At 68.9% G+C, this 16,631-nt stretch carries 15 protein-coding genes; 10 read left to right on the forward strand and 5 right to left on the reverse strand.

The annotated features are described in order from the left end of the window. Window positions 1-22: 22 nt before the first annotated feature. Window positions 23-793: a deoxyribonuclease IV gene (locus UK23_RS18695; RefSeq protein ID WP_045312841.1), complete on the reverse strand. Its 771-nt coding sequence runs from the start codon at window positions 791-793 to the stop codon at window positions 23-25. A 134-nt stretch (window positions 794-927) separates the two neighbouring features. Between UK23_RS18695 and UK23_RS18700 the strand changes: the two genes are divergently transcribed. From UK23_RS18700 to dnaB, 6 genes are all read left to right on the forward strand, one after another. Further along, entirely contained in the window at window positions 928-1,857 is a 930-nt protein-coding gene (locus UK23_RS18700) for a hypothetical protein (RefSeq protein ID WP_045312842.1), read from the forward strand. Window positions 1,858-1,958: 101 nt separating this feature from the next. Next, window positions 1,959-2,333, forward strand: coding sequence for a 30S ribosomal protein S6 (rpsF, locus tag UK23_RS18705; protein ID WP_082114766.1), 375 nt, complete (start codon window positions 1,959-1,961; stop codon window positions 2,331-2,333). Between the two features lie 29 nt (window positions 2,334-2,362). Next, window positions 2,363-2,872, forward strand: a complete 510-nt coding sequence (locus UK23_RS18710; protein WP_045312844.1) for a single-stranded DNA-binding protein — start codon at window positions 2,363-2,365, stop codon at window positions 2,870-2,872. Window positions 2,873-2,930: 58 nt separating this feature from the next. Continuing rightward, window positions 2,931-3,170 carry a 30S ribosomal protein S18 gene (gene rpsR / locus UK23_RS18715; RefSeq protein WP_030480165.1) on the forward strand — a complete coding sequence of 80 codons (240 nt, stop codon included), beginning with the start codon at window positions 2,931-2,933 and terminating at the stop codon, window positions 3,168-3,170. A gap of 18 nt (window positions 3,171-3,188) precedes the next feature. Beyond that, window positions 3,189-3,647, forward strand: coding sequence for a 50S ribosomal protein L9 (rplI, locus tag UK23_RS18720; protein ID WP_045312845.1), 459 nt, complete (start codon window positions 3,189-3,191; stop codon window positions 3,645-3,647). Between the two features lie 609 nt (window positions 3,648-4,256). Next, on the forward strand, window positions 4,257-6,215 hold the full coding sequence (dnaB, locus tag UK23_RS18725; RefSeq protein ID WP_419503888.1) for a replicative DNA helicase: 1,959 nt from the start codon (window positions 4,257-4,259) through the stop codon (window positions 6,213-6,215). Window positions 6,216-6,457: 242 nt separating this feature from the next. Here the strand turns inward: dnaB and UK23_RS18730 are convergent, their stop codons facing one another. Continuing rightward, window positions 6,458-7,138 (reverse strand): hypothetical protein, encoded by a 681-nt coding sequence (locus tag UK23_RS18730; protein ID WP_231114565.1) that lies wholly within the window; start codon window positions 7,136-7,138, stop codon window positions 6,458-6,460. A gap of 231 nt (window positions 7,139-7,369) precedes the next feature. Here UK23_RS18730 and UK23_RS48750 point away from each other — a divergent pair, with 231 nt between their 5' ends. The 3 genes from UK23_RS48750 to UK23_RS18745 are packed head-to-tail and all read left to right on the forward strand — an operon-like array spanning window position 7,370 to window position 8,998. Beyond that, complete coding sequence (locus UK23_RS48750; protein WP_156213219.1) at window positions 7,370-7,891, forward strand: GNAT family N-acetyltransferase; 522 nt, start codon at window positions 7,370-7,372, stop codon at window positions 7,889-7,891. Then, complete coding sequence (locus UK23_RS18740) at window positions 7,882-8,622, forward strand: MBL fold metallo-hydrolase (protein WP_045312848.1); 741 nt, start codon at window positions 7,882-7,884, stop codon at window positions 8,620-8,622. Before UK23_RS48750 ends, UK23_RS18740 begins: the two co-directional genes overlap by 10 nt. Window positions 8,623-8,641: 19 nt before the next feature. Next, window positions 8,642-8,998 carry a hypothetical protein gene (locus UK23_RS18745; RefSeq protein WP_052684799.1) on the forward strand — a complete coding sequence of 119 codons (357 nt, stop codon included), beginning with the start codon at window positions 8,642-8,644 and terminating at the stop codon, window positions 8,996-8,998. A gap of 82 nt (window positions 8,999-9,080) precedes the next feature. Here UK23_RS18745 and UK23_RS18750 read toward each other — a convergent pair whose 3' ends face one another. The 3 genes from UK23_RS18750 to UK23_RS18760 form a co-directional block, all read right to left on the reverse strand. Further along, window positions 9,081-12,131, reverse strand: coding sequence for a chaplin family protein (locus tag UK23_RS18750; protein WP_045312849.1), 3,051 nt, complete (start codon window positions 12,129-12,131; stop codon window positions 9,081-9,083). 192 nt (window positions 12,132-12,323) lie between these two features. Then, window positions 12,324-13,070 (reverse strand): hypothetical protein, encoded by a 747-nt coding sequence (locus UK23_RS18755; RefSeq protein ID WP_045312850.1) that lies wholly within the window; start codon window positions 13,068-13,070, stop codon window positions 12,324-12,326. Window positions 13,071-13,220: 150 nt separating this feature from the next. Then, window positions 13,221-15,398: a hypothetical protein gene (locus UK23_RS18760; RefSeq protein ID WP_045312851.1), complete on the reverse strand. Its 2,178-nt coding sequence runs from the start codon at window positions 15,396-15,398 to the stop codon at window positions 13,221-13,223. 78 nt (window positions 15,399-15,476) lie between these two features. Between UK23_RS18760 and UK23_RS18765 the strand changes: the two genes are divergently transcribed. Further along, window positions 15,477-16,628 carry an AI-2E family transporter gene (locus UK23_RS18765; protein ID WP_045312852.1) on the forward strand — a complete coding sequence of 384 codons (1,152 nt, stop codon included), beginning with the start codon at window positions 15,477-15,479 and terminating at the stop codon, window positions 16,626-16,628. Window positions 16,629-16,631 lie beyond the last annotated feature (3 nt).

Below are 16,631 nucleotides of genomic sequence, written 5' to 3' on the forward strand. Positions count from 1 at the left end.
CTCACCACCCCGTGCACCCGCGTCACCGACCAGCGCGGTCGCGGAGGAACGCGATGTCGTCGGCCTGACCCTCGTCGGGTGTCTCGACCACGACGGGGCATCCGGCGGTGGCGACCACGGCCACCAGCTGGTCCGCGTCGATCGTGCCGGTCTTGATGTTGTCGTGCCGGTCGCGCGAGGAGCCGAACTCGTCGCGCGAGCTGTTGAGATGCACGAGGTCGATGCGGCCGGTGATCGCCTTGACCCGCTCGACGATGCCGACCAGGTCCTCACCGGCGGCGAACGCGTGGCAGGTGTCGAGGCAGAAGCCCTGGCCGAACTCGCCCACCGCGTCCCAGAGGCGCTTGATGTTGTCGAACGAGCGCGCCATGGCGTTGTCGCCGCCCGCGGTGTTCTCGATCAGGATCGGGACCGCGAAGCCGCCCTCGGCGACCTGGCGCTCGAAGAACTTGCGCCAGTTCGCGAAGCCCTCTGCCGGGTCCTCGCCCTTGGTGACGTGCCCGCCGTGCACGATCAGGCCCTTCGCGCCCACGGTCGCGGCGGCCTCGGCGTGCTGGAGCACGTTCTTGCGGCTGGGAATCCGGATCTTGTTGTTCAGCGACGCGATGTTGATCATGTACGGGGCGTGGATGAACACGTCCAGGTCGGAGGCGAGCAGGGCCTCCGTCTGCGGATGAGGTTTGGGCTTCTTCCAGCCCTGGGGATCCGACAGGAAGAACTGGACGACCTCGGCCCCGCGTTCGGCAGCGGCACCGACGGGGTCGTCGTCGCGAACATGGGCCCCGATGCGCATGACGAGGAGGGTAGTCGGGAGGCATAACGCGACCGCAGCCGCCGCCGATAGGAGTAATTGCGAAAACTGGGGATGGTCTACGTCACGACCAGCGCCTACGGTCGTTACTACTAGAGAGTAGGAAAGGGGTTGGCATGCGACTGCTGAGCGTCACCGCCGCGACGCTTCTGGCGCTGGCATCCGCCACTGTCGGCATCACTCCGGCCACGGCAGCGGATCCCATCGTCGTGGGCAGTTGCGCCACGTCGGTGCAGGGCACGCCGGGCACCCCCGTCTCGCTCAGCCCCGCGGCCGTCACCCAGCCCATCACCGACCTGATCAGGGCGATCCCGCTGCTCGGCCCGCCGCTCGTCAAGCCGTTCCAGGACGCGTTCGCGCAGGGCAAACCGATTCCGATCGGTGCGGTGCAGACCGGTACGACCACCATCTCCGGCGCCACCATCGCGAACGCCGTGGTCGCCGAACTGAGGAAGCTGCCGCTGCTCGGGCCGATCATCGGCACGCTCGACCAGACCGTGCGCTCGACGCTCACCAGCGGCTGCAACGTCGTCGTGACGGGCGTGAACCAGGTCGCGGCACCCGTCCAGGACGGCGCCAAGGCCGTCGCGGACGCGTCGCAACAAGCCGTGCAGCTGCCGGGTGCGCCGAAGCCGCCGGGCCAGCAGCCCCAGCCCCAGCCGGGCACGCAGCCCGGTCAGCCGGGTGTGACTCCCGGCACACCCGGAGCGGTGCCGGGCGCGCCGAGCAACCGCGACTTCTCCCTCTACTCGCTCAGCGGCAACTTCGGCCGCGTGCCGCTGTTCACCTACGGCTCGCTGCCGTTCGCGATGCCCGGCCTCTACTCGCCGTCGCCCGGCGTGCGCTACGGCTCGCAGGTTCCCCGTGCCTCCAACGGAAACGGCGTGGACGGCGACGAGGTGCTGGCGGCCGGCCGTGCGACGGCACTGCCCAGGCTCGGCGGTCCCGGCGGCGTCGGCGTTCCGGTGCTGCTCGCGGTGCTGATGCTGGCCTGCGTGACGGGTGCGCTGGTGCGGACCTGGGTGCTCCGCCGCACCCCTGCGTAGTCGCCGGACGCGCTCTGTTAACCTTCTTCAGTTGCTGACGCGACGACCCTCCTGCCACGGAAAGCCCGTGGCCGCGAGTCCACAGGAGGTGAGTGGTCCTCATGCGTCATTACGAAGTGATGGTCATCCTCGACCCCAGTCTCGACGAGCGCACGATCGCGCCGTCTCTCGACACGTTCCTCAACGTCATCCGCACCACGGGCGGCAACGTTGAGAAGGTCGAGGTGTGGGGCAAGCGCCGGTTGAGCTTCGAGATCAACAAGAACAGCGAGGGCATCTACGCGGTGCTCGACCTGACCTCGACGCCTGACGCGGTGAAGGAACTGGACCGCCAGCTCGGTCTGCAGGAGACGGTGCTCCGGACGAAGGTCCTGCGCCGCGAGCCCGCCAAGGCTGCCAAGTTGGCTGCCAAGGCTGCTGCCAGGTCGGACGCCCAGGCCGCCAAGTCGGCTGCCAGGGCCGCCGCCAGGGCCTGACGAACCTCGATTAGGGGAGCTCCCAAGACATGGCTGGTGAGACGACGATCACGGTAGTCGGAAACCTGACTGCCGACCCCGAACTCCGCTTCACCCAGAGCGGTGCCGCGGTGGCCTCCTTCACGGTCGCCTCCACGCCCCGCACCTTCGACCGCCAGTCCGGCGAGTGGAAGGACGGCGAAGCGCTGTTCCTGCGGTGCAACGTGTGGCGGCAGGTCGCCGAGAACGTGGCCGAGTCGCTCACCCGCGGTTCGCGAGTGCTCGTCACCGGGCGACTGCGCCAGCGTTCCTTCGAGACGAAGGAAGGCGAGAAGCGCACGGTGGTGGAGCTGGAGGTCGACGAGATCGGCCCCTCGCTGCGCTACGCGACCGCGAAGGTCAACAAGGTCAGCCGTGGAGACGGCGGCGGTGGCGGCGGCTTCGGCGGCGGCGGCGGTCAGCAGTCTCGCGGCGGTGGCGGTGGCGCTCCGGCAGACGACCCGTGGGGTTCCGCCCCGCCGGCCGGCTCCGGCGGCTTTGCCGACGAGCCCCCCTTCTAGACCGACTGCACCGGTCATCCAGTACTTCATTCACTGCGTATCCAGGAGTTAGAGACACATGGCCAAGCCGCCTGTGCGCAAGCCCAAGAAGAAGGTCTGCGCCTTCTGCAAGGACAAGAGCGCGTCCCTGATCGACTACAAGGACACGACGCTGCTGCGGAAGTTCATCTCCGACCGCGGCAAGATCCGTGCCCGCCGCGTCACCGGCAACTGCTCGCAGCACCAGCGCGACGTCGCTGTTGCCGTGAAGAACGCCCGTGAGATGGCCCTGCTGCCCTACACCTCGACCGCTCGCTAAGAGAAGGGAACTTTTGCGATGAAGCTCATCCTCACCGCTGACGTTTCCGGCCTTGGCGCGCCCGGCGACATCGTCGAGGTCAAGGACGGCTACGGCCGCAACTACCTGCTCCCGCGCGGTCTCGCGATCGTCGCGACCCGCGGTGCGCAGAAGCAGATCCAGGTCATCACCCGCGCGCAGGACACCCGCCGCGTGCGCGACCTGGACCACGCCAAGGAGCTCAAGGCCAAGCTCGAGGGCCTGGGCGGCGTGACGCTGACCGCGAAGGCTGCGGCCGGCTCGAACAAGCTGTTCGGCTCGATCACGACCGCTGACGTTGCGGCGGCCGTGAAGAAGGCCGCGTCCGGCCTCGTGCTGGACAAGCGCGCCATCGAGCTGCCGGGTCACATCAAGACGACCGGCAAGCACTCGGTGACGGTTCGCCTCCACCCCGAGGTCACCGTCGCTCTCCCGCTGGTTGTTACCGCCGGCGAGTAAGCACCGCAACGCGAACCGCGTGACGTGACCTCCTCGGGGGCACTTCACGCTGGTTGCGATTGCTGAAGCGCCGCCTACCCGGAATGCTCCGGGTGGGTGGCGCTTTCGCTCGTTCGGACCAGCACCGCCCTGTCCACTTCCTGTGGATAAACCGTGCGTACAGCGGCCTCGCGACACGCCGAAGAGGGTGTTTTTCGCGACACGCCGAGGGTGTGGCGCACAACTTTTTCCACAACTTGTTCACAGCCTCTGAGCTGCGGTTATTTCTGTCACTCCACCGGTTGTCAACAGGTTGTCCCCAGCGCTCCCACCCCTGTGAGCAACCATCCACAGGTTGTCCCCCAGTTGTCCACAGGACGATCCACACGCTGGTTTGCTTGCTCCGGACGGGTCCCTCTAGCGTCGCGTCTCGGGCGATGACCATCGCACAGCGTGGCCGCCCGAAATTGTCGGTGCCGCGCTGTACAACTAGATGGCAGGCACCGGCTCTCGACTCTTCGCAGGGGTGATTTGGCAGTGGCGCTGGTGGACGACCGGGGTATGGCGGAACCCGGATTCGAGCGTCAGCCGCCACAGGACCTCGCCGCCGAACAGTCGGTGCTGGGCGGCATGCTGCTGTCCAAGGACGCCATCGCGGACGTCATCGAGGCCCTCGCGCCCAACGACTTCTACCGCCCGGCCCACCAGGCGATCTACGACTGCATCCTCGACCTCTACGGCCGCGGCGAGCCGGCCGACCCGATCACCATCTCGGCCGAGCTCGAACGGCGCGGCGAGCTGCTGCGCATCGGTGGCGCGCCGTACCTGCACACGTTGATCGCGACGGTGCCGACGGCCGCGAACGCCGGTTACTACGCCGAGATCGTGGCCGAGAAGGCGGTGCTGCGCCGACTGGTCGAGGCGGGCACGCGCATCGTGCAGCTCGGCTACAACGGTGCCGAGGGAGCGGACGTCGACGACGTGGTCGACCGCGCCCAGGCGGCGATCTACGAGGTCACCGACCGCCGCACGACCGAGGACTACGTGGCGCTGGAGGACCTGCTCCAGCCGACGATGGACGAGATCGACGCGATCGCGTCCCGCGGCGGCATCTCGCAGGGCATCCCGACGGGCTTCGCCGACCTCGACGAGCTGACGAACGGCCTGCACGGTGGCCAGATGATCATCGTCGCCGCCCGTCCCGGTGTCGGCAAGGCGCTCGCGCTGGACACCCCGCTGCCCACCCCGTCCGGCTGGACCACGATGGGTTCGGTCTCGCCCGGCGACCTCCTGATCGGCGCCGACGGCCGCCCGACGCGCGTGGTCGCCGCGACCGAGGTGATGACGGGCCGCCCGTGCTTCGAGGTCGAGTTCTCCGACGGCGCGGTGATCGTGGCCGACGCCGAGCACCAGTGGCTCACGGAGTCGTGCAGCGAGACCGGTGGCTTCTGGGCCATCCGCACGACGGCACAGCTGTTCCAGCGCGTCGGCGTGTGCCGCGTGTTCGTGCGCATGTCGGCGGCGTGGGAGCTGCCCGCCGCGTCGTTGCCGCTCTCGCCCACCGCCCTGGGCAAGTTCCTGTCCGGCCTGGGCGACGGGGAGCTGACGGACGAAGAGCTGCGCGTGGCCAAGGACCTCGACGTGGCCGACGACCCGCACATCCCCGCCACGTACCTGCGGGCCTCGCGCAAGCAGCGCGAGGAGTTGCTGGCGGCGTTGCAGATCGACGGCCGGTTCGCGCGCCTGCGTCGTGACGTCGACGAGCTGATCGCCGGCCTGGGTCGCCACGACCAGGTGGAGATCGTGGCGGTGCGCCCGGTCGCGTCCGTGCCGGTGCGGTGCGTGGAGGTCGACAACCACGACCACCTGTACCTCGCGGGCGAGACGATGATCCCGACCCACAACTCGACGCTGGGCCTCGACTTCGCCCGCTCGTGCTCCATCAAACACGGCCTGACCAGCGCCATCTTCAGTCTGGAGATGAGCCGCACCGAGATCGTCATGCGCATGCTCTCCGCCGAGGCCCGCATCCGCCTCGGCGACATGCGCGGTGGCCGGATGAGCGACGACGACTGGACCCGCCTCGCCCGCCGCATGAGCGAGATCAGCGAGGCGCCGCTGTTCGTCGACGACAGCCCGAACCTCACGATGATGGAGATCCGCGCCAAGGCCCGCCGCCTCAAGCAGCGGCACGACCTCAGGCTGGTCGTCGTCGACTACCTCCAGCTGATGAGCTCCGGCAAGAAGACCGAGTCACGCCAGCAGGAAGTCTCGGAGTTCTCCCGAAACCTGAAGCTGATCGCCAAGGAGCTGCACGTCCCGGTCATCGCGATCTCCCAGCTGAACCGCGGTCCGGAACAGCGCACCGACAAGAAGCCGATGCTCTCCGACCTCCGCGAGTCCGGCTCGCTCGAGCAGGACGCCGACATGGTCATCATGATCAACCGCCCGGACGCCTGGGAGCGCGACGACCCGCGCGCCGGCGAGGCCGACCTGATCATCGCCAAGCACCGTGCCGGCCCCACCGCCACCATCACCGTGGCGCACCAGCTGCACTACAGCCGCTTCACCGACCTGGCCCAGGCCTGATGCTGGTCAGTGCAGGGTCTCAAATCTCACTGCACTTTCTCAAAGGGAACTGCACCTGAGCTGCACTTATGCAGTCGATATGAGACTCGGCCGTCCGGGTCGCCGCCGCCCCCGATCCAGTCTGGGGTCGGTGCGGGTTCGCACGTGGAATGCTGCTGAGACCAGGTGGAGGATCGGACTAGCCACTACATTGCCCGGTCTCGCTCCTACGCATCGGCGTACGGCACCGGACAGCACTACGGTCAGCGGATCGGGTAGCCGGTTGCGACGAGGTGATCGGCGACAGCGGCCAGGGTGGTAGCGGGGTTGAGCGCGGTCACGACGTCTGAGGTCAGCGGCCGCCCGGTGTAGACGTGCCGCACCGCGTCGAGGTCGACCGACTGGCCGTAGTAGTCCTGCGCCCACTCGCGGAACGCCTCGGGCGTGCGATTGGTCAGCAGGGCGAACAGCCAGTCGGCCCCGTCCGGATCCTGGCTTCCATCGGGGAAGGTGATGTCTCCATGCCGCCAGACGGTGTCGCCGTGCTCACGCCACAGGCACACCGTGACGCATGGCGTGCCGAACTCATCGGAGAACGCCGATTCCTCTACACACTCCCGGAACACGTCGGGCACAGTGTCGAGTACACCGGGCCACGGCTCTTCATCGTCGGTGGCGTAGGGACTCATCGACGACTCGTGGTCGAAACCGCGCACGTACGCCCCCGCGGCGGTGAACACGATGGAGTATTCGTTGCCTGCGCCGTCGTACATGGACGCCAATTCCTCACCGGGCGCCCAAGTGGTGCTGTAGAGGTGGTACCGGTCCTCGCTGCCAGGGGCCAGCACGACGTCCAGCGCGGCCAGCGCACGGCACAGCACGCGCAGTTCTGGGATGGCGGGCAGGCAACGAGCGACGTCGTACGCGGTCACATCGACATCCAAGCAGGCAGACCACAGGCCGATGTCCTCTACCCGACACGACATGACATGACCCTCGTCAAGCGACCGGAGTCGGGCTCCGGCGGGCAACGTGGCCGTCCACGACAGCCGTAGCTCGCAGACCACTGCATCTGCGGCATCGAGTCGGTTGGGAAGCTTCTTGAGTTCGTCAAGGTGTTCCGGCCACGATGAGGAAATGCTACGAGCTCTGAGACTGATCATGGTGCCATCGCCGTGAGACGAGCACGAACTCGCCGGTCGCTCAAGATCGACATGTCGCCGGTCGTGAGAACCTACATCAGGCCAGCGACGCGAGACGACATTCCCGCCCTCGTCCAGCTGCGCCTGACCAACGCCGAACGCCACGTCGAGCTCGACCCGTCGCTCTTCCGCGTGCCCTCCACAGACGCCGTGCGGGAGCACTTCGAGAAGACCTTCGACTCCGGGCTGTTCACGGTCGCCGAGGTGGACGGCGAGGTCGTCGGCATGGCCGAGGTGGTGCTGCTGCCACCACCGCCCGACCACCAGATCCTGGTGCCGCGGCGCAACGCCGACATCCACACGGTGGTGCTCGACGGGTTCCGCGGCCGTGGCATCGGCAAGGCTCTGGTCGCCGCCGCGCAGGAGGTGGCCACCGCTCACGGCGCCTGGACGCTGTTCGCCACCATCTTCGCCACGAACCAGGAGGCTGTCGCCTTCTACTCCGAGTCGGGCTTCGGGCCGCGCGGGATTCTGCTGGCCAGGCCGTGCGACTGACGGTTCTCGGCAGCTGCGGCGCCTACCCGGAGCCGGGCAGGGCGTGCAGCGGTTTCGCCGTCGAGGACGCGGGCTACCGGGTGGCGCTGGACCTCGGTTACGGCACGCTGCCCCGGCTGCTGGGCCTGTGGCCGGCGGGCCCGGACGCCGTGGTGATCACCCACGAGCACCCCGATCACTGCGCTGACCTGCACGGTTTGTTCCGCATGCGGTACTACGGGGAGCGCTGCAGGCTGCCGTTGTACTGCCCGCCGGGTGTGCTCGACCGTTTGCAGGGCCTCGAGCCCGACGTGTCGTTGCAGGAAGTCTTCGACGTGCACCCGTTGCCAGGTGAGTGGGAGATGGGTCCGTTCCGGCTGACCGGCATCGACCTGCCGCACTTCGTCCCGAACGCGGGTGTCCGCCTGGAGTCCGAGCGCGTCCTCGCCTACACCGGCGACACGGGTCCAGCCGACGCCTTGGCGACGCTCGGCCGGGGAGCCGACCTGTTCATCGTCGAGGCGACCGATCGGCCGGGAGACAGCTCGGGGCTGTTGATGACGGCGGAGGCAGCCGGTGAGTGGGCTCGGGAAGCCGGTGCGCGACGGCTGATGCTGACCCACTTCTGGCCGGGCAACGACAGGTTCGCCGCAGTGGCCAAGGCCCGCAGGAAGTTCGCCGGAGAGATCTTCGCCGCCTCCGAGGGTGACGTCTACGAGCTTCGGCGCGGCAATGCTGGTCAACGGGCCTGACCTCGGCTAGAACCGGTTTGTGCTGCACGACCCGCTCACGGGCCTGCCCGGCCACGCGCTGCTGCTCGACCGACTGGAGCAGTCGCTGATCCGTGCCAGGACACGCGGCACTCTCGTCACCCTGGTCCTGATCACTGCGCCGGACTCGCTGCTCGACGCCGCGCGGGTGCTGCGGGCGGGGCTGCGGCCGGACTTCACCGTCGCGCGGTACCGCGACACGGTTCTCGCCGTGCTCGCCGAGCACGACTTCGGTGACGGCTCCCCGATCTCGTCGCTGATCAGGCAACTCGTCGGCGACAGTCCGCAGATCCACTGGGTCACCAGCGACGGTGACGCCGAACCGGACGACCTGCTCGCGACCGCGGAACAGCACTGAGAACAGCACTGAGCCCCGGCGACACCGTCGTGTCGCCGGGGCTCAGCTTCTTACCGGAGGAGGGTGTTACAACTTTCGGGTGTTACAGCGAGCCGGTCACCGTCTGGAACAGGTTGGCCGGGTCGATCATGGCGAGCGCCGGAGCGTTCACCGGCAGCTGCGGGAGCGCGCGCTCCTCAGCCTTCGGGGCCAGGCCCTGCGCCGGGTTCAGGTTGAGACCCGAGAGGGAGGCCGGGCCGTCCAGCGGCAGAGCGGGCAGCGAACGCTCGGTCGGCAGCGCGGGCAGCTGCACCGGAACCGGCAGAGCCGGCGCGGTGAACGGCAGCGACGGCAGCGAACGCTCGGCAGCCGCACCCGTGGGGAGCAGCTCCTGCGCGGCGGCCAGCACCTGGCCCAGGGGCAGACCCTGGACGTTCGGCGTGATGCCGGCGGTGCCACCGTTCAGCGGGAGGTTCGAACGCTCCTGCGCCACGGCGGGCAGCTCAGGCAGCTGCGTGGGCAGCTGGCCGACGGCGGGCAGCTGCGGGGTCGGCAGCTGACCGGCCAGGGCCTGCAGGCCCGCCGGGCTGGGCAGCGTGTTCACCGGCAGCTGGTCGATGCCGTGGAACGCCGGAACCTCGTCGGCCTTCATCAGGCTGTCCACGCCCTTGGGGAGCTGGATGCCCTTGAGCTGGGTGGCACGCAGGGTGCCCTCCTGCTCGCCGGTGGACTGCAGGTCCGCACCGGTGCCCGTGGTGGTCGCCTGGCCGAGGACCTCGACGGGAACGCGGACGATGCCGGCCGCGGCCTCGACCGGGACGGTCATCTCGCGGGCGGTCAGCGGGCCGCTGCCGTCCGTCTCCATGAGACCGCCGGCCGTGGTGTTCGAGTTCTCGTCCGTGGCCGTGGTCGCGTTGCCCGCGGCCGCCACTGCGTCCGCGTACACGGCGGCAACCGCGTTGGCGGGGACGTGGATCAGGTTGCCGGACACCGAGGCGTCGTGGGCCTGCGACTTGCTGTCGCCACCGGACACCACGTTGCTGTCGCTGACCACGTCGGAGTTGGTGATGCCCGCCGCGGAGACGGTGTTGCCCGGGAGCAACGGGGACACCGCCGGCTGCGCACCGATCAGGTTGCCCGACACCGAGCCACCGTTGGCGCTGCTGGCGACGTCGCCACCGGCCACGGAGTCGAGGTCGTTGGTGACAGCGGAGTCGACGTTGCTGCCGCCGCCGACCGACCAGCCGGCGAGCTGGGAGCCGGTCGCGACCGGAGCCGAGATGACGTTGCCCGCGATGGAGCCCTGGTCACCGTTGGTGTGAGCGTCGCCGCCCGCAGCCATGTCGGTGGCGTTGTCGGCCGTGGTGGCGTTGTTGCCGACCAGGGTGACACCGTCGCCGAAGACCTGCGCCGGCGTCGAGGTCGGAGCCTGGACGATGTTGCCCGAGACCGAGCTCTTCTTGCCCCAGGCCTTGGGGTCGTCGCCGGCCTTGACCGAGGTGTCGTTCGCCGAGTCGGACGTCGTGTTGCCCACGAGCCCGGCGGTGAAGCCGAAGACCTGCGCCGCGACCGCGGTGGGCGCGGTGACGACGTTGCTCGAGACCGTGCCCTTGTCGTCGACCGTGTTCGGCTGACCGCTGGAGCGAACCTCCTTGGTCTCGTCCGCCGAGCCGGACGCCTGGCCGGCGAGGGTGCCGGCAACGCCGTAGACCTCAGCCGGAGCGGCGAGCGGGGTCTGCACGATGTTGCCGGAGCCGACCGAGTCGTTGCCGGTGTTGCCCTGGTAGCCGCCGGTGACCGACTTGACGTCGTTCTCGCAGGTGCCGGCGGCCTGGCCACCGGCGCTGGCGCCGTTGCCGCACACGTCCACGGCCGTGGCCGGGGGAACGTCGGCGATGTTGCCGGACAGGACCGACTTGTCGCCAACGGTGAAGGCGTTGCCACCGGCCGTCGACGTCGCGTCGTTCGAGTGGTCCGTCAGCGCGTTGCCGACGAGCGCGCCACCGTTGCCGCCAGCGGCGACGGGCAGCGAGATCGGCGCACCGGCGATGTTGCCGGAGCCGGTGGACCCGGTGCCGCGGGTGAACTTCTCGCCACCGGCGGTCGACTCGTTGACCGTGGAGCTGGTCGCGGACGAGTTGCCACCAGCGGCGGCGGCGTTGTCGTCGACCGTGATCGGGCCGGCGAGCGCGGGCTCGGCGATGTTGCCGGCCAGCGTGGCGGGGTCGCCGTCGGTGAGCGTCTTGCCACCGGTGTAGGCGGTACCGGTCTGCACCGAGTCGGTGGAGGCGTTGCCCGCACCGGCGGCCGAGTTGCCGTTCACCTCGAACAGCGGGGACAGCGGGATCGGCACGGCGTTGCCGGAGATCGAGCTGTTCTTGCCGCTCGTGGTGGTGTCGCCCTCGGAGGAGGCGAACGTGTGGGCGACCGAGTTGGCCGCGGCGATGCCCACCGCGCCCACACCGTTGCCGGTGATCTGAACCGGGGTCGCGCCCTGCTCGGCGACGACGTTGCCGGAGACGGCGCCCTTGTCACCGTTGGTGGTGATGTCGCCGCCGGTGGTCGAAACCTGCTCGGCGGTCGTGTTGGTGGTGGCGTTGCCACCCGCCGCGATGGCGTTACCGGTGATCTGAACCGGCAGCACGTGGTTCACGGCGACGACGTTGCCGGCAAGCGCCTGGCCCTGGCCGTCGGTGACGATGGTGCCGTCGCGGTGCGTGTCCTGCGAGCAGTCGCCGGCCGCCTCGGAGTTGCCGAGAACCGCGATCGCGTTGCCGCAGATGTTGATCGGCACATCGACGTGTGCCTGGACCGTGTTGCCGCGGAACAGGCCCTGCGCGGCAGTGCCCTGCACGCGGTCGGCGGCCTGCTTGATCAACGGGTGCGCGACCGGAGCGGCCGTGCGGAGGGGCACCGCGCTGGTGACGCGGTCCGTGCTGATCGTCCGGTCGATCTTGGGGACGTTCAGGCTCTTGGCGGGGGTACCCAGGTTGTTCTGGTCCACCTTCACCGGAACCGAAACGCCGGCGTCAACGGGCGACGGTGCTGCGTCGGGGTTGACGTTCTCCTGGGCAGAAGCGATGCCCGTACCGAGCATCAGCAAACCACCAGTGACAAACGCGGACTGGATTCCGCGCTTTGCCCAGGTCTGCATTGGATCTCCTTTACCAAAGTCCCCTGGAATCAGGGGGGTTCATGGGGGGGTGGGGCCGGGCGCGCAGGGGAAGGCGCGCCATCACCGGGGGAGTCGCACGCGGTGATCGACCGAGGAGAGCGCAAGAAAAAAGCGCGACGGTCGATTTCCGAACAGCCGGGGGAGAGGGCTGTCGCGGACCGCGCGCTGAAATCAGTCTGGGTTGATACCGGGCTGCTTGCCCGGAGTCACGGTGACCTCGTCGGTGGACGGCGCGAGGGCGCGCGTCACCGAGGTGCCGTGGGAGGTGCCAGACGAGGCGAGAGCAGCAATGGTGCCGCCCTTCGCAGAACCAGAACCGTCGTTGCACGAAGAGCACTGCGCCGGCGCGGGGGCCGGAACGGGCAGCTTCGGGAACGGGGTGCTGGGCAGAGACGGGAGCTGCTCGGAGGGCACAACGAAGTCGTTGTGTTCCAGCAGATCCGTCCACAAGGCACCGGACGGGCCGGTGTACTGCGGGGACGCCGGGGCGGGCTCGCCCTCGGCGATGGCCGGGGTCTCCGGGAAGATCACGTCCATGGCCCGCTCGGTGGCGGGAGCCTGGGACTGACCGATCCTGGTGACCTGCGGCAGGATCCGCTCGGCGATCTGTTCGACCGCCTTGGAGACCTGCACGTCCGGCAGAGCGGCACGAGCCTTCTGCTGCTCGGTGCGAAGCGTTTCGTCGAGCTTGTTCACGGCCTCGGCAGCGGGGACGACGACCGGCAGCTTCTCGTCCACGTGGACGATCTTGGTGACGACGTCGAACTGCTGCACGTCTTCCGCAGCGTTCGCGGAGGCCGTGCTGAGCGCCCAGGCAACGGCCGTACCCGCGATGGCACCACCGACAGCGAGCAGCGCTCGGGTGGCGAACCGGCGGATGCCGTTCGCTCCCGTCTTCGCTCGCAGATCAGCGGTCAACGCAGGAAACCTCGCTACTCGGTGGCACTCAAGGGATTCGCCGACGATCAAGTGATCAAGTCGACGTCGGCGACTCTGCCAGTCCCACTGCCCCGAATGCACGCTCAGAGCGCTCGGTTAACTACATCGTGTGAACGGAAGGCCCAAAGATCAAACTCTCTTGAGCACCCGTGCCGCACCCGCAGCCGCGGTCGACGCCAGCACCCAGCCCACGGCCACGAGCAGCCCCGAGATCCACTGCGACGCGCCCGTGAACTGCCACTTCCCGTCGTGACCGAAGTCGATGATGGGCAGCAGCAGGTCGAGTGACAGGAGCCAGGCGTTCCACACCGGGTCCTCGTCCTTGTTGAGCTTGAGCATCGGGTGCCAGTTGAACCAGAGCGCGCCGCCCAGCCAGAACACGCCGAGCCAGCAGATCGCGAGCCACGGGCGGTAGCCGTACCCGACCGTCCACCGCTGCACCGCGCCCCAGACCCGGCCCGCGCGGCCGAGCTCGGAGTAGCGCCGCCGTTGCTTCTCCAGCTGGACCTTCTGGGCGAGCTCCTCCTCACCGCCCTGCTGGTAGACGGCGGCGAGCTGCTCGTACGGTCCGGGCGCGAAGTCCGGCTGCACCTTGAGCAGCCACCTCAGCCGGGTCTCCACGGGCACGTCCGGGTCTGCGGTGATGCCGGCGAACTCGAAGTCGTCGACGGCGACGCCGCCCTCCGCGTCCCACAGCCCAGGACCGTCGGTCACCGAGACAGCCTTGAGCCTGCTCAGCACGACCTTGCCCTTGGGCTGCTGGCCCTCTGGGATGTGCAGGCGGAACTGGTGCACGGTGAGGCCGTAGGCGTTGAGCGCGATGTCCGCGGCCGTCGAACCGAGGTGCGAGTCGCTGAACGTCGCCATCTTGCCGACCTCGCCCAGCCGCAGCCGCACGCCGCCGACCGCGGTGAACCCGCGGCTGCAGAGGAGGTCCTTGCCGATCGTGATGGCACGGGCGTCGAGCGACGGCTTCTGCGTGCCGTTGGGACGCAACCGCGGCAGGGTCAGCTCGGCGCCGGACATGTCGAGGGTGGAGCCGATGTTCGCGTTCTGGAGGCGGACCGAGCCCTTCGCCTTCAGCTCGCGCAGGAAGAGCGTGCCGCCGATCTCGAGGCGGTCGGCGAACAGGACGTCGATGCCCGGCCCGTGCAGTGACACGCCGGACATGCTGGCACTGCCCATGATGTGCGCGTTCGACAGCCGCACCTGGCCGTAGGTGTGCAACGGCGGGGTGCGCGTGCCGCCGTTGTTGGCCGCACTTCGCGCCTCGACATCGCCCCTGACCTGCAAGCCGTCCGCGTGAATCGCCACCGGGATGCGGTTGGTGACGTCACCGGCCAGCTCCTCGGCGACCTCGCGCGGACCGATCACCGCGCCGGAGAGCCGCAGATAGCCGCCGACGCTCGCGTTCGGCAGCCGGACCGTGCCGGTGGAGGTGAAGCCGTTGTCGAGCTCGACGTTGCCCTCGACCTTGATGCGGTCGGCCACCAGCGTCGCCGCCTCGTCCGCCAACCCGTGCGGCAGGACCAGCACCTGGTTGTCGACGCGGTGGGTGGAGTGCAGGCGGGCGCCGGTGAACTCGAGGTTGCCGCCGACGCGGGCGCCGTCGAGCAGCACCCGGCCGTCCGCGGTGAACCGGCCGCCCTCGGCGTTGCAGAAGAAGTTGCCCGCGACGACGATGCCGGACGCCTCCAGCGCGTCCCGGCCGGTGTTGACCAGCCGCGCGCCGCCGAGGTGGACGCTGCCGCCGATCGCCGCGCCGCGGAGTCTGACCTCGCCGTTGGCCCGCATGGCGATGGCCTGGACGGATCCGCTGACCCGCAGCCTCGCGCCGAGGAACGCGTGCTCGCTGTTGGAACGCAGCACCGCGCCGGCGAGCCGCAGGGTGCCGTCGACCGCCGCGTCGGTGAGGTCGACCGTGCCGGTGCAGGTGAAGCCGGCTTCGAGGACCAGGTCGCTGAACACCCTGAGGTTGCGGCCCTGCAGTCCGGGCACGCGGGTGCCGCGGAGCCTGAGCCCGATGAGGCGGGCCATGCGGAGGTCGAGCGACTCCTCGAACGCGCAGTGGGTGAGGTCGATGACGCGGGTGACCCTGGTGCCTTCGAGCTCGAACTTGCCGGTGATCCGCGCGTTTTGCAGTCGCAGGGCTGGCAATCCCTTGCGCGGAACGCGGTACATGCCGGTCAGCAGCCCGGTCAGCACCTCGCCGCGGACGCTCCGCCCGGTCAGGTCGATCTCGGTGCCGCCCGCGTAGGCCCCTGCGACCTGGCGTTCGACGTCGGTCAAGTCTTCCGGCTTGATCACTCTCGTCCTCCCCTGACGAACGGATCATCCCTATCAGGTTCCGGCTTGGCGAGAGGCTGAACAGTTAACGTGAGGCATGTGAGCGCACCGGAGTCGGAGATCAGCAGCCGCGTTCCTCTTCTGCTGAGGGTGAGTGCCGCGCTGAGCTGGCGGTTCGTCGTTGTGGTGGCCGCGTTGTACGTGGTCGCGTACGTGCTGGGTTTCCTCGCGTCGATCGTGATCCCCATCGCAATCGCCCTCCTGCTCGCCGCCCTGCTGTCCCCCGGCGTGGCGAAGCTCGTCGAGTGGCGGGTGCCGCGCGGCGTGGCGACGACGGTGATGATGATCCTCGGCATCGGGGTGCTGGGCGGCGTGCTGACGTTCGTGATCAGCGAGTTCTCCCGCGGCCTTCCCGAGCTGCAGTCGCAGGTGGGCGCGTCGCTGGACACCATTCAGCGGTGGCTGAAGGACGGGCCCGCGCACCTGTCGGACCAGCAGCTGCAGAACTACCTCAACGACATCGTGAAGACGATCAAGGAGAACCAGGCGGAGATCACGTCCGGTGCCCTGACGACCGCGGCGACCGTCGGTGAGGCGCTCACCGGGCTGCTGCTGGCGCTCTTCACGCTCATCTTCTTCCTGCACGACGGGGACGGGATCTGGCGGTTCGTGATCCGTGCGGTGCCTCGTGACGTGCGGCCTCGTGTCGACGTTGCCGGGCGTCGCGGGTTCGGCTCTCTCGTTTCTTATGTGCGCGCAACGGCTGCTGTCGCGGTTGTGGACGCTCTCGGTGTGGGTATCGGACTGGCGATCATCGGCGTGCCTCTCGTGGTGCCGTTGTCCGCGTTGGTGTTCCTCGGAGCGTTCATTCCCATCATCGGTGCGGTGTTCACGGGCGCTGTGGCGGTCTTGATCGCGTTGGTGACCAACGGGCCGATCGCGGCCTTGGTCGTTCTTGCCGTGCTCATCGGCGTGATGCAGCTGGAGTCGCACGTGCTGCAGCCGTTGTTGCTCGGGCGGGCGGTGAAGCTGCACCCGTTGGCGGTGGTGGTCGCCATCGCCGTCGGGTTGGTCGCGGGCGGGATCGCCGGGGCACTGCTCGCGGTGCCGTTGCTGGCGGTGCTGAACTCCGGGATCCGGTCGCTGGTGTCGGACGCCGACGCCGAGGAGGACCCGTCGCAGGTCGACGTGCTGGACCCGCAGGACACGGCGCCGAAGGACGACAGGAGCGAGCGGGTCAAGGACCTCTAGACG

The organism is Lentzea aerocolonigenes (assembly GCF_000955955.1).
Taxonomy (GTDB): Bacteria; Actinomycetota; Actinomycetes; order Mycobacteriales; family Pseudonocardiaceae; genus Lentzea; species Lentzea aerocolonigenes_A.